22 protein-coding genes and 1 tRNA gene are annotated in these 21135 nt (G+C 65.2%); 13 read left to right on the forward strand and 10 right to left on the reverse strand.

The annotated features are described in order from the left end of the window. Positions 1-6: 6 nt before the first annotated feature. Positions 7-1053: a pyridoxal-phosphate-dependent aminotransferase family protein gene (locus tag MXB53_RS01480; protein WP_248895440.1), complete on the reverse strand. Its 1047-nt coding sequence runs from the start codon at positions 1051-1053 to the stop codon at positions 7-9. Positions 1054-1146: 93 nt separating this feature from the next. Here MXB53_RS01480 and MXB53_RS01485 point away from each other — a divergent pair, with 93 nt between their 5' ends. Continuing rightward, entirely contained in the window at positions 1147-2115 is a 969-nt protein-coding gene (locus MXB53_RS01485; protein WP_248895441.1) for an AIR synthase related protein, read from the forward strand. 18 nt (positions 2116-2133) lie between these two features. Here the strand turns inward: MXB53_RS01485 and MXB53_RS01490 are convergent, their stop codons facing one another. After that, entirely contained in the window at positions 2134-2904 is a 771-nt protein-coding gene (locus MXB53_RS01490) for a hypothetical protein (protein ID WP_248895442.1), read from the reverse strand. A gap of 94 nt (positions 2905-2998) precedes the next feature. On the opposite strand from MXB53_RS01490, the gene MXB53_RS01495 reads away from it, so the two are divergent. Then, positions 2999-3072, forward strand: a tRNA-Tyr gene (locus tag MXB53_RS01495). Positions 3073-3599: 527 nt separating this feature from the next. On the opposite strand, the gene MXB53_RS01500 is transcribed toward MXB53_RS01495, so the two are convergent. Next, positions 3600-4811: a DNA cytosine methyltransferase gene (locus tag MXB53_RS01500; protein ID WP_248895443.1), complete on the reverse strand. Its 1212-nt coding sequence runs from the start codon at positions 4809-4811 to the stop codon at positions 3600-3602. Positions 4812-4902: 91 nt separating this feature from the next. Here MXB53_RS01500 and MXB53_RS01505 point away from each other — a divergent pair, with 91 nt between their 5' ends. The 3 genes from MXB53_RS01505 to MXB53_RS01515 all read left to right on the forward strand — a co-directional run bounded on the left by MXB53_RS01505 (position 4903) and on the right by MXB53_RS01515 (position 7062). Beyond that, entirely contained in the window at positions 4903-5157 is a 255-nt protein-coding gene (locus MXB53_RS01505; protein WP_248895444.1) for a hypothetical protein, read from the forward strand. A gap of 153 nt (positions 5158-5310) precedes the next feature. Then, positions 5311-6498: a hypothetical protein gene (locus MXB53_RS01510; RefSeq protein WP_248895445.1), complete on the forward strand. Its 1188-nt coding sequence runs from the start codon at positions 5311-5313 to the stop codon at positions 6496-6498. A gap of 264 nt (positions 6499-6762) precedes the next feature. Further along, the gene (locus MXB53_RS01515; protein WP_248895446.1) at positions 6763-7062 is read left to right on the forward strand and encodes a hypothetical protein; all 300 of its coding nucleotides are present in this window, start codon (positions 6763-6765) and stop codon (positions 7060-7062) included. Between the two features lie 12 nt (positions 7063-7074). Here MXB53_RS01515 and MXB53_RS01520 read toward each other — a convergent pair whose 3' ends face one another. The 3 genes from MXB53_RS01520 to MXB53_RS01530 form a co-directional block, all read right to left on the reverse strand. Continuing rightward, positions 7075-7299: a hypothetical protein gene (locus tag MXB53_RS01520; RefSeq protein ID WP_248895447.1), complete on the reverse strand. Its 225-nt coding sequence runs from the start codon at positions 7297-7299 to the stop codon at positions 7075-7077. An 84-nt stretch (positions 7300-7383) separates the two neighbouring features. Beyond that, positions 7384-8880, reverse strand: a complete 1497-nt coding sequence (locus tag MXB53_RS01525) for a sodium:solute symporter family protein (RefSeq protein ID WP_248895448.1) — start codon at positions 8878-8880, stop codon at positions 7384-7386. Further along, positions 8877-9134 (reverse strand): DUF3311 domain-containing protein, encoded by a 258-nt coding sequence (locus MXB53_RS01530; RefSeq protein WP_248895449.1) that lies wholly within the window; start codon positions 9132-9134, stop codon positions 8877-8879. Before MXB53_RS01530 ends, MXB53_RS01525 begins: the two co-directional genes overlap by 4 nt. 153 nt (positions 9135-9287) lie before the next feature. Here MXB53_RS01530 and MXB53_RS01535 point away from each other — a divergent pair, with 153 nt between their 5' ends. Further along, positions 9288-10217, forward strand: a complete 930-nt coding sequence (locus MXB53_RS01535) for a DMT family transporter (protein WP_425601210.1) — start codon at positions 9288-9290, stop codon at positions 10215-10217. Here MXB53_RS01535 and MXB53_RS01540 read toward each other — a convergent pair. Further along, entirely contained in the window at positions 10204-10602 is a 399-nt protein-coding gene (locus tag MXB53_RS01540; RefSeq protein ID WP_248895451.1) for a VOC family protein, read from the reverse strand. The two genes, MXB53_RS01535 and MXB53_RS01540, sit on opposite strands and share 14 nt — an antisense overlap. 109 nt (positions 10603-10711) lie before the next feature. Further along, positions 10712-11191, reverse strand: a complete 480-nt coding sequence (locus tag MXB53_RS01545) for an SRPBCC family protein (RefSeq protein WP_248895452.1) — start codon at positions 11189-11191, stop codon at positions 10712-10714. Positions 11192-11422: 231 nt separating this feature from the next. On the opposite strand from MXB53_RS01545, the gene MXB53_RS01550 reads away from it, so the two are divergent. The 7 genes from MXB53_RS01550 to MXB53_RS01580 all read left to right on the forward strand — a co-directional run bounded on the left by MXB53_RS01550 (position 11423) and on the right by MXB53_RS01580 (position 18717). Then, positions 11423-12430: a TAXI family TRAP transporter solute-binding subunit gene (locus MXB53_RS01550; protein ID WP_248895453.1), complete on the forward strand. Its 1008-nt coding sequence runs from the start codon at positions 11423-11425 to the stop codon at positions 12428-12430. 9 nt (positions 12431-12439) lie between these two features. Then, a complete protein-coding gene (locus MXB53_RS01555; protein ID WP_248895454.1) occupies positions 12440-14470 on the forward strand; it encodes a TRAP transporter permease in 2031 nt (676 codons plus the stop codon). Between the two features lie 43 nt (positions 14471-14513). Next, complete coding sequence (locus MXB53_RS01560) at positions 14514-14924, forward strand: cupin domain-containing protein (RefSeq protein WP_248895455.1); 411 nt, start codon at positions 14514-14516, stop codon at positions 14922-14924. Between the two features lie 125 nt (positions 14925-15049). Continuing rightward, positions 15050-15481 (forward strand): universal stress protein, encoded by a 432-nt coding sequence (locus tag MXB53_RS01565; RefSeq protein WP_248895456.1) that lies wholly within the window; start codon positions 15050-15052, stop codon positions 15479-15481. A 63-nt stretch (positions 15482-15544) separates the two neighbouring features. Then, a complete protein-coding gene (locus MXB53_RS01570; protein WP_248895457.1) occupies positions 15545-16516 on the forward strand; it encodes an NADPH:quinone reductase in 972 nt (323 codons plus the stop codon). Between the two features lie 129 nt (positions 16517-16645). Beyond that, a complete protein-coding gene (locus tag MXB53_RS01575; protein WP_248895458.1) occupies positions 16646-17692 on the forward strand; it encodes an N-acetyltransferase DgcN family protein in 1047 nt (348 codons plus the stop codon). Continuing rightward, the gene (locus MXB53_RS01580; protein ID WP_248895459.1) at positions 17689-18717 is read left to right on the forward strand and encodes a dipeptide epimerase; all 1029 of its coding nucleotides are present in this window, start codon (positions 17689-17691) and stop codon (positions 18715-18717) included. The genes MXB53_RS01575 and MXB53_RS01580 overlap by 4 nt, the downstream gene beginning before the upstream one ends. A gap of 3 nt (positions 18718-18720) precedes the next feature. Here MXB53_RS01580 and MXB53_RS01585 read toward each other — a convergent pair whose 3' ends face one another. After that, the gene (locus MXB53_RS01585; protein WP_248895460.1) at positions 18721-20259 is read right to left on the reverse strand and encodes a glutamate-cysteine ligase family protein; all 1539 of its coding nucleotides are present in this window, start codon (positions 20257-20259) and stop codon (positions 18721-18723) included. Then, on the reverse strand, positions 20259-21059 hold the full coding sequence (locus tag MXB53_RS01590) for a PspA/IM30 family protein (RefSeq protein WP_248895461.1): 801 nt from the start codon (positions 21057-21059) through the stop codon (positions 20259-20261). The genes MXB53_RS01585 and MXB53_RS01590 overlap by 1 nt, the downstream gene beginning before the upstream one ends. Positions 21060-21135: the final 76 nt, after the last annotated feature.

The following is a 21135-nucleotide window of genomic DNA, read 5'->3' on the forward strand; positions in this document are numbered from 1 at the left end:
GCCGGGCTACAGTTCGGCGTCGAGCGCGTCCATCGCCCGTTCGACACGGTCGATTTTGGCGTTGTACCCCATATGTCCGACGCGCAACACGTCGTCTCCGAGCCCGCCGAGCCCCGTCGCGAGCGTCACGTCGTGATCGGCGCGGAGACGCTTCTGTAAGTCGCCGGCCCGTCCCGGAACGGAAAATGCGGTGACCGTCGGCGAACTTCGCGACGGATCGGGGTACGTCTCCAGCCCCATCCCACGGCCGCGCTCCCGACAGACAGCGGCCGCCTCGCGGTGGCGGTCGTACACCTCGTCGAGCCCCTCCGTGAGAAGCAGATCGAGAGCCTGATCGAGGGCCACCACGAGCGTCGTCAGATGCGTGTACGGATAGGGCTGCTCGGCGTCGCGCCAGGGGAGCAGATTCGTGTACAGCGGATCGGGATCCCGTGCCTCGATGCGCTCCCAGGCGGCGTCGCTGACGGAACAGACGGCGAGCCCAGGTGGCGCGCTGAAGCATTTCTGCGACGCGCCGAGACAGAGGTCGATGCGGTCGGTCGGTACCGGCACCCCACCGAGCGAGGAGACGGCGTCGACGACGGTCAACACGCCGTGGTCGTCGAACAGGTCGAGCGCGGCGTCGAGGTCGTTGAGCGTGCCGGTCGGCGTCTCGCAGTGGACCATCGTCGCGAGATCGAACGTTCCCTCCTCGAGCGTCGATGCCAGCGCGTCGATATCGAGCGGCTGGTCGTAGCCAGCGCCGACAACCGTCGCCTCGCCGCCGTAGCTCTCGACGAACTCGGCGAACCCGTCGCCGTAGGGGCCGTTCGAGAGACAGAGCACGCGATCGCCGGGGGCGACGGTCGAGGCGATGGCCGCCTCCAGGCCGAGGATTCCCTCGCCGCCGAGAACGACGATATCGTCGTCGGTGCCGTACACCACTTCGAGTTTTTCGCGCACGGCGTCGTATCGCTCGGCGAACGCGGGATCGACGTCGGGGTTGAGCAGTTCGTGGCTCATCACCTCTCTGACCGACGGGGGGAGCGCCGTCGGGCCGGGCGTCAGGAGCATACGCGTGTGTTCGGCCCCAGCGGCTTGTAGCGTGTGGCCCAAATCGGTCGCCGGACGGGAAGGCACATGGGCGGGGCGGGCGTAGCGACGCCCATGACCGGAAAACTCGACCGAGCGGTGCTGTCGGAGTTCGTCCTCCAGCGAACCGGGGCGTCGAGTGCGAATCTGATCGCCGGCCCCGCGTTCGGGGAGGACGCGGCCGCAGTCCGAGTGGGCGATCGGACGCTCATCGCCAGCACCGATCCCATCTCGCTCGCGGCCGAACGCATCGGGCAACTGGCCGTCGCCGTCGCCGCTAACGACGTCGCGGCTGCTGGGGGGCGCCCGGAGTTCCTGCTCAGCACCGTCCTCCTACCCGACGCCGACGTCGACCGCCTCGACACCATCACGGCCCAACTCGACATCGAGGCCGACCGCCTCGGCCTGACCATCGCCGGCGGACACACCGAGGTCGTCGCCGGCCTCGAACGGCCACTCTGCTCGCTCACCTGCTTCGGCGTCGCCGACCGCTACGTCTCGACCGGCGGCGCGACGCCCGGCGATCACGTCCTCTTGACCAAGGGCGCCGGGGTCGAGGCAACGGGCGTCATCGCCACCGACTTCCGCGACCGCCTCGACCTCTCCCAGAACGTCGTCGACCGCGCGACGGCCGCCTTCGACGACCTCAGCGTCCTGCGCGAGGCAGCGGTGCTCTCGCCCGTGGCGACGGCGATGCACGACCCGACCGAGGGCGGTGTGCTCGAGGGCCTGATCGAACTGGCGCTATCCGCGGACGTGACGCTCGATATCGACTCCGAACGGATCCACGTGCGCGAGGAAACGCAGGCGGTGTGTGACGCCGTCAGCGTCGACCCGCTCCGCGTCCTCGGGTCGGGCGCCCTGCTGGCGACCGTCCCCGACGGGGATGTGGCGGACGCGCAGGCCGCGTTGTCCGACGCCGGAATCGAGGCCGTCGATATCGGCCGCGTCGAAGCGGGACCCGCCGGCGTCATTCTCGGAGAAGAGCGGTACGTCGAACCGATCCGCGACGACATGTACGCGCTGTGGGGCGATGACGAGTGATCCAGGGCTCCGTTGCCGTCACTCGTCCGCGAAATCCGGTTCAGCCCACGGATCGTCGGCGTCGACGGCATCGAGGGCGTGGGCCACCTCTTCCTCAGTGTAGTCGTACGCGTCGAGCATGAGATACAGGCGCTTCCAGCGAGCGCCCACATCCGTCTCGCCCACGGGGCCGACGCGGGCGCCGTGGACCCGGAAGAACGGCGAACTCCGGTCCAGTCGCGCGCCCTCACCAGTGTGGCCGTCGAGCGCGACATCGTATCGGCCGCCCGCCGAGAGGTCGTCGGGCGTCACCGGGAAGGTGTGCGTCGGCTCCTCGCCGGCCGACCGGGCTTCGGCGCGCTTGTCCGCGATGGCGTGGAAGGCGTTGACCGCGTTCGCCCCCTCGCGGGCGGCGCGAGCGCGGGCGACGACGAGGGCGGCCTGCACCGCCGCCATCTGCCCGCGCCGGGAGCCCATCTCCCAGCGCTCGGCCAACTCCTCGTAGCGGCCGACGAGCAGGGCGGCCTGCTGATCCGCTTGCAGATCCTCGACGACGAACGTGTTCAGTCGCTCCCAGAGGTTCCACCCAAACCCCGAGCGGGCGAGTTCCCAGGCACACCACACGGACACCTCCTCGTCGCCGCGACGGATCGCCTTCTGGAGCAGGCTGACGACCGCGTAGCGGTTGAACCCGCCGTCCGTCTCGTCGGCGCCCGTCTCCTCGCCGAAGTCGTTGGTCCCCGTGGCCTCCGGCGCCTCCGTCTCCAGTTCGCCGTCCGGACCGAAGGTCGCCTGTCGCTCCTCGTCCATGCCGCGGGGAACGTGACCGGCCGACGAAAGCGTTCGGATCGGGCGGCCGAATGAGAATCCTTAAGGCCAGTCTGCCGATTAGGTGTAGGTGCGCCCGCCCTTAGCTCAGACTGGTAGAGCAGCCGACTGTAGATCGGCTTGCCCCCCGTTCAAATCGGGGAGGGCGGACTCGTTTTCGAGCCGCATCACAGTTTCCCAATGATCGGCTTGCCCCCCGTCCCCGCGAGCGAAGCGAGCGGGGAACAGCGAGACGAGCGAAGCGAGTCTCGCCCGCTTCAAATCGGGGAGGGCGGATTTTCTCCGAAAATCTAACCGAGCCGATTTGAGCTTGTGAGGCGCGCGCAACGAAGTAAGCACGTCTCACAGTGTTCAAAATCGGGGAGGGCGGATACATTTCACCGCCGAACTACGGCAGAACAGCGATTGCTGTTTTCTGCCGCCTCGATAACCTGATGCCGCTGATTCCTGTTTCGGTCTTCCCCGTCCGATTCCGAAGTGTGGCGAGCATCAAGTCGGACCGCCTCGCTGCCCTGCGGTTCTTCCAATCGAACGGAGGGGATCGTGGTGGCGTGATTTGAATGTGTCACTACCGGTGTCGCGTCTGCAAGTAGCACGCGATCAACGAAGATGGAAAACTCGACTTCGGAAATCGGTGAAGTCACATGAAAACCCTACTTCAGGCAATGAGACGAGCTCTAATCCATCGAGTCCAGTGTCACCTGCTTCGTCGGCCCCCCGATATCTTCTCGCCGCTCTTCAAATTGATTGATCGGGAGAGAACCAGATCGAAGCGTGCGTATTCGCTCCTGATCTCGCCCGGTCAGCTCCTCGTCATAGACAGCTTCCTTGAGGTAGTATCCGATCACTTCACCGAGGTACGGAGGAACAGCGTTCCCGATCTGCCGCCGGATAGAGACTAGCCCACCGACGAACTGGTACCGATCCGGGAACGTCTGCAAACGCGCCCCCTCGCGTGGCGTGAGCCCGCGATCTTGGAACGGATGAATGCAACGTGCGCTTGAGGGCTTTGACATATTCGACGTGATCGCAACGGCGGGCTTCTCGGAGTCAAGCCGCGAGTACGAGTTATGGTATCCGGACGACGGCTGAAGCTCGTCGGGGATCTCCGTTCGATTCCCGCCGTCGGAGATATGCGAAATCATCTCGACCATGTCGTCGTCGTGGTCAGCTGCTTGGTGGATCGTCAGTTCCTGATTGTCGCCGCGGAGATCTCGCTGTAAAACCGTCCGCGGCGTCTGGTCGTACCTCGTGACTTCCTCTCCCGGTCCGACCTCCGGGAGATCGCCGATACCATCCATCACGCCCGGTGTCTCTATCGGATCGAGTTCGTAGCCCTCGATCGAGTGAGCTGGCGGTTCGTCCCGAAACGCGAGGACGATGAGACGTCGTCGATGCTGTGGAACTCCAAAGTCCGAGGCAGTAACGACATTCGGGACGACCTCGTACCCGATGTTGGCGAAAGACTCCTTCACTGCCTCGAAGAACTCGCCGTCGGCAGTGTTCTCCATGCCTCGGACGTTTTCGAACACCGCCGCTTTCGGTTGTAACTCGTCTACCCACTCGATGAAGTACGTGAAGAGATGGTTCCGCTCGTCGGACCCATCCGGACTCACCACCTCGGAGAACCCCTGACACGGAGGGCCTCCGGCGACGAGGTCGATGGACGCACCGCCGACTAACTCCGAGATCTCGCCCGAGTCGACCTCCCGGATATCGCCCGTTATCTCCTCAACTTCGAAGTCATCTCGGTTTTTCGCGAAAGACCTCTGAGCATCTTCATCAACTTCCACGGCGTGAACCGCCTCGAACCCGGCGTTTTCGAGCCCTAAAGAGAGGCCTCCGGCACCTGCGAATAGATCGACGTACCTCAGCGTCTGAGCACTCATCAACTATGCCTACTTTCGTCTATATCGCATTTAACCATTCGCACTCCTTGAACCCAGTATTCACAACTGAGCAACTGAAACAGACAGATCAATGGTCGAGATTCCGATTACGGTCGAGGTCAAACAACGGAAGTACGGCACAGAACGCTCAATCAATATTCTCGACCAAAACTCTCGGAAGAAGTTCATCGACACCCAGAACTGGCGACTCAAAAAGCTGGAAATCAGCGGTGATCTGCGCGAAGAATTAGATCTCGATTCAATACCGGAAGCGGAAATGATCGGACACATTGAGGTCGACCCTGAAACCTTCGAATGGGGGTTCATCGACGAGAGGAATCGATAATTCGGGGCACGCGTAGCCTCGGATTCAATCTCTCCCCAACATTCAATTCAGCACTCCGCTAGCGATGTTCTGTATGTACTATTTCGTAGACGCCGTCGCTGAATATCGACCCTCGACTGCACTCCTCTCTCTCTACTGGGGCGGATCTCAGTCATGAGTTACGAGCGATCCACCCAGGAAAAACTAGCAATCGCCGACTTTCTCTCCGACTACTTCCCCGAACGATACGACGAGGTACAGACACAGTTCGATCAAGCTGACGAGGACGGCGGGACGAGGAACTTCGATGAAGAGTTCTCTGGTCGGGAGCGAGACGAGATCGAATCGATGGTTGAGCGAGTCGGTGAGGCGTTTAGTACCTCGAAGGGGACGCTCGGCGTTGCGATCGACTTCCTCATGGTGGCCGAGCAACTCTCTCGGGTTGACGATCGGCTTGATGGGTTTCAACAGGACATCGATCGGAACCACCTCTTCGAGTGGTACGAAAACGCCGCGAAAACCTCACTCACGCTCAGGTACGGCGGAACACGCTACTCCATCCGAACAGTACACAATGACGTGATCGACCTCTTCCGGGAGGACCTCAAGCGGACGAATTTCCCGAGTTCACCGGGGCACCACACCGGAGAGTGGGAACGGTACGACGACCTCCTCGAGTCGGCATTTCGGCTGAGCAGCGCAGGACGGTACGAGGCCGCGCAGCAGATCATCGATCTCGGTCTGGACCGTCTCGCCGCCCGATCGTTCGAGACGCGGGACCCGCCGTTTCCGGAGCCGCTGAAGGAGATCCTCCTGAACTACAAGCGGGGTCACAAGGGCGAAGAGGGAGGACTGACCTATCAGGCGCTCGCTTACGGCTACGTCCGCACGGAGTGGCCGCATCTCTCGTTCCGAGCGAGTAAGGTCCGAACAGGATCATCTCGCCAGCATCGGTACGGCGATGTCGATGGGTACTATGGCCCCGATTTGATGGTCTCGGTAGAGGTGAAGGATCTCATCATCGACAGTTCGAATGTCCACAGCGAACTGGGTTCGATGATGGAACTGGCGCGGCGGACGAACGTGGTCGTCGTCGCTATGTGTAAGGAGGTTGGAGACGGCGCAACCGAGACGCTTCGGGAGGCCGGCGTCGAAGTGATCGACGACGATGATCTCGAACAGGAGCTGGATCGCTGGGACTACCACAAACAGAATCGGGCCGTTCAGGGGATGATTCATTTCATGGGGAATATCGAGGAAGATCCGGCGGCAGTGCAGCGGTTGCTTCGGTTTATTGAGGGTGTCGATGCGGAGAATCCGGCGTTGGCGCACCTCACCGAGACGAGAGACAGACCATCTTAGGCAGGAACGGCTGAAAGGTCAGGCCTCCCTCAGCTAACATCCAGCATCGCCACTCGATCCACGTCGTTTGTGCCACATCCCGACCTCAAGCGCAGTCTCCCACGTACTTGCCCTCGGCACATCGGGCAGATATTGGAAGACGGACTCATTTTCCATCCAATCCAAAGCCGACGACTGAGTAACACCCCTCCAGAACCGAGAACAGACCGACAATTTCCACAGTTAGCCGCCAGACGAATATACCGTCGGTGACAACCCGGACGCATGGACGTCCCTGACCTCCCGGATCGCGTCGTGTTGCTGTTGATCGGGATGCTGGTGTTGCTCTCGCCGGCGCTGTTGCTCGTCGTCACGTTCGTGTTCCTCGCGTATACGGGCGATGTGGTGTTGGGCCGGATGACGGTACTCGAACTAGCGGAGCTGTATCTCATCGACCTGCTCGTGCTCGCGGGATTCGGCTACGGCCTCTACCGGCTGGTGCGGCGACTCGTCGTCCACCGAATGCCCGAGCGGTCCGCCGCCCCCGAAGACGAATCGGTCACGGACGGGATCGATAGGGACTGAGAAGGCGGGGCGTCAGTCCAGAAACGCGAGTTCCTTCTCGGGATCGGTCGGCAGTCCGCTCAGAATCTCCTCGCGTTCGTCGTCGTCGAGCGGGATGTCGTCGAGGTTGCCGTCGCTCTGGTGGAGCGAGTAGACGAAGTTGATCATCGTCGCCTGAAAGTGCGGGCTCTCGTGATCGTCCTGCCGGATGTGCTTGATCAGTTTCGCCGTCGTCTCCGCGTCGATGATCTCGCTCATAATGGGCCATGGCCACTGCCCACAAGTAGGTGTTCCGACCGAGGCGAACAGGCGAGGAGCGCTCGACCGTTGTTGGACACCCGATCAGTCGCCGTCGACGGCGAACCGAGCCGCGTCCTCGTCGACCGCGGGCGTCGAGCGCACCGAGACGCCGACGGTGAGCGCAGTCCCGAGGAGCATGAACGCGAGCGCGACATCCCAGCCGCCGTACGTGCGGGCGAGGAGGTCGACGCTCGTCCCGGCGACTCGGACGGTCGTGGCGGGGACGAGGACGTGGAGCAGGTAGAGCACCTGCGGGACGGCGATGCCGGCGACCATGCCGTCGCGAGTGGTGGCGTCCCAGTAGAGCGCGATGATGACCGGCGGGGCGAGCAGCGCGAACCCGGAGAAGGCGGTGTCGCCGACCTCGATGAGCGTGCCGGGGCGCGTGAGGCTGGCGAGGAAGGCCAGGCTGGCGAAGACGGCGACGCCGATGCGGGCGACCCACGCCTCGCGGCGGTCGCTCGCGCCGGGACGGACGAAGGGCCGGTAGAGGTCACGCGTGAAGTAGGACGACCCCGAGAGGAGCATCGAGTCCGACGAGGACATCATCGCGGCCATCGCGCCGGCGACGACGAGGGCGGCGAACCAGGCCGGCGTGTACTCCGCCAACAGGACCGAGAGGACGTTCGCACCCTCGGGCACCTCGATGGGGAGGCCAGTTGCCCACGCACCGAGCATGAACGCGGGGACGAACAGCAGGAGGACGAGCACGGGCCAGAGCGCGAAGGAACGTTTCAGGACGCGCGCCGACCGGGCGACGAAAAACCGCTGGTTGATCTGGGGGAACATGGTGACGCCGAAGGCGATGGTGACCGCCGAGGAGATGATGAACTGCGGCGTGTAGACGCCGCCCCCGAGCGCCGCGAAGTCGGGGTTGGCGGCGATCATGCTGCGGGTGGCCGCGCCGACACCCCCGATGGCACTGACGATCCAGACGACGGCGATCCAGAGCACGGAGAGCATGAACAGCCCCTGCAGCGTGTCGGTCCACGCGACCCCGCGCAGACCAGCGACCATCACGTAGACGATCATGAAGACGGTGATGAGCGCGGCGCCACCCCAGTACGGGACGGCGCCGCCGGTCAGTCCGCGGAGCGCCTCACCTGCCCCCATCTGCTGGAGCATGACGTAGGGAAAGAGCCACAGGAGACTGACGACAGCGACGAGGCCGCGCAGTCCGGGTGAGCCGAAGCGGTCACCGAGCATCTCCCCGAGCGTGACGTAGTCGTGGCGCCGTCCGATGAGCCACTGTCGGTAGCCGATGAGATACCAGAGGATGGCAAAGAGCACGCCGTCCATCACACCCATGACGAGGATCCACTCGGGACCGGCCTGGTAGGCGAGGTTCGGCCCGCCGAAGAAGGTAAACGCCGACAGCAGGGTCGCGAAGGTCGTGAACAGCAAAACGAGTGTGCCGAGCGTGCGGCTGGCGAGATAGAAGTCCTCGGCGTGGTGGTCGCCGACGCGGTAGGCCAACAGGCCGACGCCGAGCGCGAAGAGGAGATAGCCGACGACCACCGAGAGCGGTTGAAGCGTCACGCGTTCTCACCGCCTCTCGGCTGACCGTCCTCGAGGCTGGCGTCGGGATCGACGCCCATCATCCGATCCCACGCGTACCGGGTGAACAGCGCGAAGACGACCGTCGCGACGCCCATCCAGCCGATGTGCCACCAGAGCCAGACCGGCAATCCGGCGACGACGGTGGTCGACCCCCAGAGGAACCAGGGAACCGAGAACGTGATCAGTATCGCAAACGCCGCAATCCACAGCCAATCGTGTGTCGATCGGGTCATTGGTGACGTATCACGAATCCAGGCACGTAAATGATGTGCAATATTCTTCATACCTCAGTTTGAAGAAGAATTTTCTTCGATATGGCGACATCGGGGCGAGACAGAGGCGGCGTCGGCGACAGCGGTAAGCCCCTGTCGGCCGAGCGTAGCGATGTGACCGCGATGGACGACTCGCCCGTGGTCCCGCCGATCGTCGCCCTCGGCGTTGCGGTCCTGGCGATCAGTACGAGCGCGATCCTGGTTCGATGGAGCGAGGCACCGAACGTCATCAAGGCGCTGTACCGCGTCTCGTTCACCGTAGTCGCGCTCCTCCCCCTGGTCAGACGGAGCGGCGGAGCGGCGATGCGTCGGATGAGCCACCGTGATGGCCTCGTCGCCGCCGCGGCGGGCGTCGCGCTCGCGCTTCACTTCGCCGCCTGGTTCGAGAGCCTCGATCACACCACCGTCGCCGCGAGTGTCACGCTCGTCCAGGCGCAACCGGTGTTCGTCGTCGCCGGCGCATGGCTACTGCTGGGAGAGCGAGCGACCCGCCGGGCCGTCCTCGGTATCGGTGTCGCACTGCTCGGCATGGCAGGGTTGTCGTTCGGAGCACCGCTGCTCGCGGCCATCGATCCGACGGCGACGGCGGCGGGCGCCGACCCCGGCACACAGTACGGGAACGCGCTCGCCTTACTCGCCGCCGTCGCCGTCGCGGGCTACTATCTTGCGGGGCGGTCGCTTCGGCGCCGTCTCTCGGTTATTCCCTACGTGACCGTCGTCTACAGCGTCTGTGCGCTCACGTTGCTCGTCGTGGCTGTCGCCCAGGGGCACGCGCTCCTCGCGTACCCGCCCCACGAGTGGGTGCTGTTCGCCGCGATGGCGCTCGGTCCGGGCGTGATCGGCCACACCGTCGTGAACTGGGCGCTCGGCCACGTCGAGTCCCACGTCGTCAGCGTCTCGCTGCTCGGTGAACCCGTCGGCAGCACGGTGCTCGCCGTCCTGCTGCTGGCAGAGGTGCCGACCGCCGCGACGGTCGGTGGCGGGGTGATCGTCCTCGCGGGGATCTACATCACCGCGTCGGCCAGCCACGTCAGTGAAGTTTGAGTTCGACCCGCCGGCCGTCGGGGTCGCGGACGTACACCGCCCAGTCCCGACCATAGGCGCCGTAGCGCTGGTACGGCTCACCGGATTCGACCGTGACGCCCGCGTCCCGGAGGTCGTCGAGGAGAACATCCATCTCCGCGCGGGTGCCGGTGTCGTCGGAGCGGAGCAGGAGACAGACGTGTTCCCCGTCGACATCGACCGCCCCATCGGCGGGAACGAGATGGAGGTGTCGGCCGCCGGCGACGACGGCGACGTACGGTACCTCCCCCGCCTCGTACCGATCGCGGTCCCGAACCGGCATACCGAGCAGGCCGTGGTAGAAATCGAGCGCCTGCTCCAGATCGCTCACCCGGAGCGCGACGTGATCTAGGTCGACGACATCCATGGCCGACCGTTGGAGCGCCGCACTCATACGAATTATTGTAACGGGCTACCGGTGGTTCGCCAAGATGGTCCGGCGAACCACCGGTACTGACGTACAATAAACCGTACGGTCACTCGAGCAGTTCGCGCGTCCGCCGATGCCGGTAGCGGAACATGGGGGCGAAGCCGACACGCGCGAGCGGAGCAATCGCGTCACCGACCGATCCGAACGGGAGGGCGTACTCGACCCGGTCGTCGACGACCGTATCGGCGCCGTCGGCGAAAAATCGATGTGTGTGTTCCCAGTGTCGGAACGGGCCGTCCGCCATCTCGTCGCGGAAATACGCCGCGCCGTCCGCGCGTTCGCGCGCAGTGATGATCGATGTCCATCGCTGTCGCGGACCGACGCCGAACGGGCGGACGGACGCCCGAATCCGCGACCCGGCTTCGAGTATCTCGGGGTCGGGAGCCCCGCCGGGACCGCGAACGCTTTCGATTCGCAGACGTAGCCACCCGGGCGTGAGTGACTCCAGTCCGCGCACTCGCGAGTGGAAGTCCCACACGTCGTCGAGCGACGCGGCGACACGGGTGCGTCGCTGGTAAACCGCCATACCGACGATACGGTCGATTCGGGTATAAGCCCGCCGCCAAAATATAACATTTTCGACAGACGAGGCGACTCACAGAACCGCGAAAACTGCCGCTCTCACGCCGAAAATGTGTCAGGACGGCAGTAAGATGATTTTTTATCCGTTAGGTTGCATCGTGGTAGTTGTGGCTGGACTACCATGAAGGAAAGTCGACGAACGTTTCTGAAGCGGACTGGACTAGCAACCGCAGCGATGACCACCCTCGCAGGCTGTTCGGGCGGCGGGGGCGGCGGCGGAGGCGGCGGTGGCAGTCAAGCAAGCTGGACGCTCGGCACCTCTTCTGAAGGGTCGTCGTCGTTCCGAATCGGATCGACGTGGACCGAGTACGCGAAGCAGAACGATCTGTTGGACTCCGTATCCATCGACGCCGTCATCACCGAGGGGACGGGCGCGTCGTATCGCCGCTTCGACGCCGGCGAGTACGAGATGAGCGGAACGACGACGCAGCTGCTCGATGCCGCCCCCGACACGGGACCCTACTCGGAGCAGCCGCTGCAGGACTTCAGTAACCACCGGCAGGTCCGGGGCTACATGGGCTTCTACAACTTCGGTCTGTACAACGCCGACGCCGTGAGTGGCTGGGACGACCTCGAAGGGCGGCCTATCGCCATCTCGTCCGCCGGCTCCGGGACGCGACCGCCGGTCGAAGCCATCGTCGACGCGGAGGTCGGTCTCGACAACGTCGACAACCGATACATGGCCTTCGCGGACATTCCGAGCGCACTCCGCTCGGGACAGGTCGACGCGGCGTTCACCTGGACGGTCAACCAGACGACGCCCCAGGGCTGGTTCCAGGAGATCGACGCAACGGTCAACTGGGAGCCGCTCCCGCTCTCGGACTCGACCATCGAACTGCTCAACAACGAGATCGGCTACTCGACGTACGTCGAACTCGACGCCGACACGGTCTCGCAGTTCGCCGAGAACTACCAGGGACCCCTCGACACGTTCACGCTGACCTACCTGTACGTCGTGAACGCCAACGCCGACGCGGACGTCGTCTACGACATCGCGAAGTACACCTACGAGGAGGGCGAGGCGCTGCTCGAACAGGACGACGTCATGGCCTTCTTCCCGGACCCCGACCGGTTCCTGGGACAGCTCCATCCGGACGTTCCGCTCCACGAGGGGGCCTACCGCTACTACGAGGAGCAGGGCTTACTCGAAGATTACGATCTGACCGCCCCTCCCGAGGCGTAACTACCGACGATGGCCACCGGCAACGACTCCGATCGGGAGACCCGTTCGCTCGCGGATATAGAGCAAACTATCGACGAGAAGTTTCGGGATAGCTACTCGGAAAGGATCTGGGACAAGGGACCGATCGAGTTGCTGGTGTACGCGATTACGGTTGTCTTCTTCCTCTATCACCTGTGGTACGCCCAGACCTTCCAGCTCCCCCGCGCACGCCACGGGATCATCCACCTCGCGATGGTGCTCTCGCTGTGGGGCATCATTCAGATGCTCGGAACGGACTGGTCGACGATCAAGGGGAAAGCGCTGGGAGCCGGGTACGCGCTGTACAGCGTAATCTCGGTTATCCCGCTGTACTACATCCAGTCAAACTACGACCAGATCCGACTGACTGCGGGCGTCTACACCGACGCCGCGATGGCGTCGGGGGTGTTGGTGATCATCCTCGTGCTCATCGCGCTCGCGCACGTCTCCAAACTGATCACCGGCATCGCGCTGGTCGGCTTGGTGTACTCGTATTTCGGGCCGCTGATGCCCGGACTGCTCGCCCACCGCGGGCTGTCGATCGAGCGGATCATCACGATGAACTCCGTCGAGATGGAGGGCTTGCTCGGGACGCTCCTGCAGATTTCGGCGACGTGGGTCGTCATCTTCCTCATCCTCGCCGGACTCATGGAGAAATACGGCGGGATGGCGACGTTCATCAAGGGGATGACCAGACTGGCTGCGCGCCGCAAGTACATCGAGATCGGCCAGGTCGCCGTCGCCGCGAGCATGTTCATGGGATCGATCAATGGGTCGACAGCCGCCAATACGGCGACGACCGGCGCGTTCACGATCCCGCTGATGAAAGAGAACGGCTACCGACCGAAGATCGCCGCAGCCATCGAGGCCGTTGCCTCCTGTGGGGGGCAGGTGCTCCCGCCGATCATGGGGGCCGGCGCGTTCCTGATGGCCGAACTCATCGATCCGAACTACTCGGACATCGTCATCGGTGCGGTCGCACCGGCGATCCTGTTTTTCCTCACCGTCTCAGTCGCCATCTCGCTGAGCACGAGCGGGCAGGTCTCCACGCGGATCACGTCCGAACCCGACCCGCGGAGTATCGGCAAGCGCCTGTTCGATATCGTCCGTCACTTCGAGTACATCGGGATGTTCATCATCCTGTTGTGGTGGCTCATCGGGATCGGTGCGGACCCGATGGTCGCCGGATTCTACGCCATCGTCACGCTGATGGGGCTTCGAGTCGGCCGCGTGGTCTTTGAGGCCCTCACCGACGCCACGGACCAGGATCTCTGGCCCGCGATCAAGCTATTCCTCCGGGAATCGCTCGAAGGCATGCGTCGGGGCGCCGAGGCAACCCTCAACATCACGATCCTGCTCGCGAGCCTCGGCATCGTGATCCGGGCGCTCATCGTCACCGGCTTCGCCCAGCAACTCTCGTCGTATCTGGTCGTGCTCTCCGGCGGCACCGTCATCATCATGCTGTTCCTGGCGATGCTCGCCGCCATCGCGTTCGGGATGGGGATGTCGACGACCGCGGCGTACATGATCGTGGCCGTGCTGGTCGTGCCGTCGCTCGTCCAGATCGGCGTCCAGGAGTTCACGGCCCACATGTTCGTCTTCTACTTCGCCATCGTCTCGAACATCACGCCGCCGATCGCGCTCTCGGTCATCATCGGCCAGGGGATCGCCGGCTCCGACTTCTGGGAGACGGCCGTCGAATCCCTCCGGATCGGCTTCCCGATGTTCCTGCTGCCGTTTGCTTTCTTCTTCAACGAGCCGCTTCTCTACCCCAGTCCGATGACGCTCGTGTCGTTCGTCATCGTCTTCGCGGGGTTCGTCGCCGTGAGCGTCGGCCTCACCGGCCGCATCCGACAGAACATCCCGACGCTCCTGCGACCGGTCTTCCTGCTGTTGGGGCTCGGCGCGATCTTCGTTCCCACGACGATCGGTCAGCTCCTGCTCGTCGGCGCCATCGTGGCCGCCTGTGGCTACTTCCTCCGTCCGGGTGTCCTCGGAGTCACGCAGACTGCTGAGGGGTAGCCGCCGGCGAGGTCTTTATTAGCGCTCCGGCTGACCTGGACGTATGTCAGAGGGCTGGCGCCGCGTTCGACCGACGGAGAGCGACCCGAGAGACGACAAACCCGGACGACGCTGGGAGCTTTCTCCCGACCTCGATATCGACCAGTTCAATCTGAACGTCGCCGTCCTGAACCCCGGCGAGCGACTCTCGCAGAGTCACTTCCATTACCACCCCGGTCAGGCCGAACTGATCCACGTCGCCGCCGGCCGGTGTCAGGTTGAGGTCGAGGACGACCGGTTCGTCGCCGAACAGGGAGATACCGTTCGATTCGACGCCGGTGCGGCTGGCGTCCACCTGGTCCACAACCCGTTCGACGAACCGTGTCGGATCGTCGCCATCGGGTGGCCACCCGAGGGACGACATCCGGTCGAAACCGTCAAGACCACCGCGGAACTGCTGGACGAACGCGAGTAGCGCGGCCGCCATGCGCTCAATATGCCGGCTGTAAGTCCGTGGAATGATTCGGCACCCGGTGATGCCAAATCATTCCGTACAGTTACAGCCGACAGTATAAGTCAACAGCCCCCGTCTGGAGTGTCATGCCGGAGCTCCTGGTTCCACTCAGCCAACGAGAAGAGCAGGTCGACCGGATCGTGGAGGGCATCAGCGACCTCCATTACGATCCCGCGGAGACGCACCTGACGCTTCTCAACGTCTTCGAGGAGTTCGAAGTCCACGGCGAGTGGTCCGACATCGACTCCGGGCAGTTCTACGACGCCGAGGAACTCCCCGAGGCGGTCACGGCGGCGGCCAGCCGGCTCTCCGAAAAGGGATTCACCGTTGATGTCTACCACCGCCACGGAGACCCGGCCGAATCGATCCTCAACGTGGCGTCGGAACTGGAACCGGACGCCATCGTCATGGCCGGCCGGCAGCGAAGCCCGATCGGAAAGGTCCTCCTGGGCAGCGTCACACAGGGCGTCCTGCTGGGAACCGACCGCCCGGTCATCGTCATCCCGGACGGTGGCTAGGGGCGTGAGTCCCGACGACCAGCCGGGCGCACAGACGAGAGAATCCACAGCAACCACCCACCCATGAAAGCGATTCGATACCACGAACACGGAGACGCAGATGTACTGACGGTAGACGACGTGCCGACGCCCGAACCGGCGGCCGACGAGGTGCTCGTCCGGGTCCACGCCGCGAGCGTCAACCCCATCGACACCTACGTTCGCGACGGCGGCGTGAGCCCAGTCGGCGGGCTGCCACACGTCGGCGGCGCGGACGCCGCCGGCGTCGTCGACGCGGTGGGTGACGACATCACCGACTTCGTGGTCGGGGATCGCGTGTTCGCGACCGGCCTCGGCCTGTTCGAATCCGGTTCGTACGCGGAGTACGTCGCCGTCCCAGCCAACCGCCTCGCCACGCTCCCGGACGGCGTCTCGTTCGTCGACGGCGCGGCTGCCGCGATGGCCTTTGCGACGGCGTGGCGTGGCCTCGTCACCCGAGGCGACCTCTCCATCGGCGATGTCTGTCTGGTTCAGGGCGGTGCGGGCGGCGTCGGTCACGCCGCCGTCCAGGTCGCCGATCACGCGGGCGCGACGGTCATCGTGACCACCGGCGACGACGCGGCGTTCGTCCGCGACCTCGGCGCCGACGCCGCCGTCGACTACCACGGCGACGACGTGGCCGACCGCATTCGCGAGGCGGTCGGCGACGACGTTGACGTGGTGCTGGAGACCCACGCCGCCGCCAACGTCGAGACCGACCTCGAAGTCCTGGGCCGCGGCGGTCGGATCGTCGTCCTCGGCGAGGAGGGGCCGATCACGATCGATCCCGGCGCGTCCATGACCGGCAAAATCGCCGACGCCGACATCCGATTCATGTCGATCATGGCCTCCGGCGACGACCAGGCGCCGATCCTCGAACGGGTCGGTCCCCTGCTCGCCGACGGCACCTTCGAGGTCGAAATCGAGGCGACGTACCCGCTGGAGTCGGCGGCCGACGCCCAGCGACGCGTGATGTCCAGTGGCTCCCGCGGGAAGGTCGTCCTCGAAATCGAGTGACCCGTTCGAAGCGAGGGGGTATACTACCGGCTGTAAGTCAATCAAGAGACCCGTCGCCACGGGCTGACAGATGTCTTGAAACAGTTACAGCCGGCAGTATTAATTCCGCCGACGCACCATTTTTGACCCATGTCTATCCAACTCGGCCCGGACGATACGGTGGTCGTCCTCGCTCACGAACAGTTCCCCGACCGGGCGAAGACGGCCGTCGGCGTCCTCCGATACGCGGACTACGACGTGGCGGCGGTCCTCGACCGGGACCACGCCGGCGAGCGCGTCACCGACCACGTTCCCGACGTGAGCGACGCCCCCATCGTCGAGACCATGGCGGACGCCCTCGCTGTCGACGATATCGACGCGCTGTTGATCGGCATCGCGCCCATCGGCGGCGGATTCGAGGAGTCCTGGCGCCCGGACGTGCGCGCCGCCATCGAATCCGGCTGTACCGTCGTCTCCGGCCTGCATTACTTCCTCGCTGACGACGACGAGTTCGCCACACTCGCCGACGAACACGGCGTCGACCTGATCGACGTCCGCCAGCCGCCGGCCGACCTCACCGTGAGCGGCGGCGAGGCCGGCGACGTCGACTGCGAGGTGGTGTTGACCGTCGGCACCGACTGCTCGACCGGCAAGATGACGACGACGCTCGAACTCGTCGAGGCGGCGCGAGCGCGCGGCGTCGACGCCGGGTTCGTCCCCACGGGCCAGACGGGGATCATGATCGCCGGGTGGGGGACGCCCGTCGACCGGGTGATCTCCGATTTCGCCGCCGGCGCCGTCGAGCGCATGGTCGTCGAGCAGGCGGCCGATCACGACGTGGTGTTCGTCGAGGGACAGGGCACCATCGTCCACCCCGCGTACTCCGGGGTGACCTGTAGCCTGCTCCACGGCGCGATGCCCGATTCGCTCGTCTTGACACACAGCGCCGGGCGCGAGGCCATCCACGGCTACGAAGAGTTCTCGATTCCGCCCGTCGCCACCTACGTCGACCTGTACGAACGCCTCGCAGCTCCCGTCGCCGACACGTCGGTCGTGGCGGGCGCTCTCGACACCCGAGCAATCGACGACGACAGCGACGCCCACGTCGCCGTCGAGGAGTACGGCGTCGAACTCGACGCGCCGGCGACCGATCCCGTCCGGTTCGGCGTCGACGACATCCTCGACACGCTGCGATGATCTCGACCAGCTTCGAACGCGTCAGCCTCCCCGTCGCCGGCGAGTTCACCATCTCGCGCGGGACACAGACGGAGGTGGAGACGGTCGTCGTTCGGATCGAGTCGGACGGAATGCAGGGGATCGGCGCGGCCGCCCCCACCGCGCATTACGGCGAGACGGTCGAGACCGTAACCGCGGTGCTGCCGGACCTGCTCGCGGCCGTCGAACGGGTCGGGGACCCCCCGTCGCTCGACCGGATCGGCCGGGAACTCGAGGCGACCGTCCGCGACAACCCCGCGGCCCGCGCCGCCGTGAGCATCGCGTGTCACGACCTGGCGGCGACCCGACTGGACGTGCCCCTCTACCAGCAGTTGGGCCTCGACCACGCGGACGCGCCGCCCACCTCTTACACCGTCGCCATCGACGATCCGGACGCCATGGCCGACGCCGCCGCCGCGGCCGTCGACGAGGGCTACACGGTCCTGAAGGTGAAACTCGGCACCGACGACGACCGGAAGCGCATCGCGGCGGTCCGTGACGCTGCCCCCGACACGGCGATCCGGGTCGACGCCAACGAGGCGTGGACGCCGCACGAGGCGGTGCGGAAAAGTCAGTGGTTGGCCGACCAGGCTATCGAGTTCCTCGAACAACCCGTCCCGGCCGAACACCCCGACGGACTGCGGTACGTCCACGAGCGCAGCGCCCTCCCCATCGCTGCCGACGAGTCCTGCCTAACGCTCACCGACGTGCCCGCCGTCGCCGACCGGGTCGACATCGTGAACCTGAAGCTGATGAAATGTGGGGGAATCAGGGAGGCGATTCGGATGATCCACGCCGCCCGCGCACACGGACTGGAGGTGATGCTCGGCTGTATGGTCGAATCCACCGCGTCGCTGGCGGCCGCCTGCCATCTCGCACCACTCGTGGACTACGCCGACCTCGACGGCGCGCTCTTGCTCGCCGACGACGCCTTCGACGGGCCGACCTACGCCGGCGGCACGGTGACGTTCCCCGACCGCCCGGGGACCGGCGTCCGGTCGAGGTAACACCTACCAGTCGGCGACCACCGTCTCGCCGCCCGCCCGGTCGAGATACGCCTGTTGCATCCGTTCGATTGCCTCGGAGAGCGTCGCGCCGTCGTCGACCGCGTCCCGAACGCGGTCTTTCTTCCACGCGCTCGGCACGCAGCCGTCACGCCGGCGTTCGATCGGAGCGAGGTAGCCGTCGATCGTCCCGTCGTCGAGACCGGCGTCCCGAAGCCCACGGCGCGCGTAGTCGAACAGTTCGTCGTAGATCGTCGCCGTCTCCGTCGTGCGATCACCGTCGGCGGTCACCCAGTGGAGGTCGGCGTCCGGGCCGTCGGCGACGGCGTTGTAGAAGCCGTCTCGTGCGTCCATCCAAGGGAGCGCCGTGATCGGATGCGCCGCGACCACGAGGCCACGGAGCAGGCCGACGACGAGCGCCTGCAGCGACACCGTATCCCGGACCGTCGGCTGGGTCGGCAGCGGGCGGTATTCGATCCGGATCGACGCTCCCTCGCGTTCCGTCCCGACGGGCTGTCCGCCAACGACGCCGCGCACCCACCGCCAGTGGACGCCGCGTTTGTGATCGTACTCGCGGATCCGCGAGCGGTAGTCGTCAGATTCCGTCTCGTCGTCGGCGAGGACTGGCGCGTACGTCTCGTCGGCGACGACGCGGTCGGGGACATCGGTCGCCCGGTCGAGGTCCCGCGGGAAGCGCACCTTCCCCTCGCCGCGCGGTGCGCCAGCGTTGATGCTCTGTTCGAAGACGGGGATCCGGAGTTCGTGGGGCGTCGCGTCGACGATAGCCGAATCGTCGGCGTCGTCGTAGCAGTCCGCTGGGAGAAACGGCGAGTTGCTCGCAAGCGACAGCACGGGGCCCGTCGTCCGCAAGGCGGCGTTGAAATACTGCGGGAAGGCGTCGGCGTCCGGAATCTGGAGGTGGGGCTGGATCGACGTCGCCAGCGATTCGACGAGGATGGTCGGATAGGAGAGGGTGGCGCCGGGAACGTCGACCGTCACCTCCCCGCCGCTTCGCTCCAGGATCTCGTTGTCGAGGGCGACGTAGCGGGGGTACTGACGCATGTTTGCCGCGACGACGACGCCGTCGCGGCGCTCGATCGCCCCGAGATACGCGTCGGTGCCCTCGGCCGGCGGAATCGTCCACATCGCGTCGAGGGCGGGCGCGAGGTCACGGTCGGCCATCGCATCCTCGACGGCCTCGACGTTCGCCCGGATGCGGTCGGCCTGGTCCGCGAGTCCGGCGGCGTCGAACACCGTCGCCGCGGAGTTCACCTCCAGGTTGTGCAGGCCGAGCTCCGTCGCACAGTCCGCGCGGTCGAAGACGGCGTCCGGGATGGGTGTGAGACGGTCGTCGGCGTCGACGGCGTAGGCCTCCAGTTCCATCCCGACGGCGAACTCGTCGGTGTCAAGACGCCCGGCGCGGATGTCCTCGCGGATGCGCTCGGCCTGGTCGCGCACCCGCCGGTCGAACGTCTCGCGTCTCTCGGGGTCAGTCGAGCGCTCGACCGCCGCGACGAGAGCCGCGTGGTCGGCGTCGTCGCCCATCAGGCCGACTCCTCGTCGTCCTCGGACGCCGTGTCGGTCTCGCTCTCCTGCAGTTGTTCGAGTTCGGCCTCGATATCGTCATTCGCGGCCTCGCTCGCCTCGGACTCGCCGAGTTCGGCTCGGAGCGTCTCGAGTTCGGCGTCGACCTCCGTCTGGGTCCTGCCCGACTCCAGTTGACGGTCGATTTCGTCCTCGTCGGAGAGCGCGTCCTCGAAGGCGCCCGACTCCTGGAGTTCGTCCATCGCGGCGGAACGGGCCTCCATCTCGTCGGTCCGTTCCTCGGCGCGTTCGAGCGCTCGCCCCACGTCGCTCATCTCGTCGCCGACGCCGCTCATCGCCTCCGAAACGCGGGTCGACGCCTCCGCCGCCTCGTAGCGCGCCTTCATCGTCTCCTTTTTCGTCCGGAACTCCTCGATGCGGCGCTGTAATTCGTTTTTCTTCTCGACGAGGTCCTCTTGGGTGGACTGTAACTCCGCGATCTGCCCCTCGAGGTCCTCGATCTGGTTCATCTTCTGCTTTTTCTTCTCTAATGCCCGCCGCGCCAGGTCCTCGCGGTCCTGCCGGACGGCCTCACGGGCCTGTTCATTGTGTTTCTCGACGTTCTCTTCGAGGCGGCGTTTCTGTATCTCTAAGCGCTTTTTTTGGGTCGTCAGGTCGGCGATGCCCTGTTTGACCTCCTGGAGTTCGTCGCGCATCCGCTCGTAGGAGTAATCGAGCGTCTCGGTCGGGTCCTCGGCCCGGTTCAGGAGGGCGTTGAGCTTCGACCGGACGACGTAGGAGGCCCGCGAGAGTATTCCCATACCCCTCCTTTGGGACGCGTGCCTTAAAATCTCACCCGCCGAGCGACAGGATTGTGCCGCTCCACGGCGTAGCGCC

This window comes from Haloplanus sp. XH21, assembly GCF_023276355.1.
Taxonomy (GTDB): domain Archaea; phylum Halobacteriota; class Halobacteria; order Halobacteriales; family Haloferacaceae; genus Haloplanus; species Haloplanus halobius.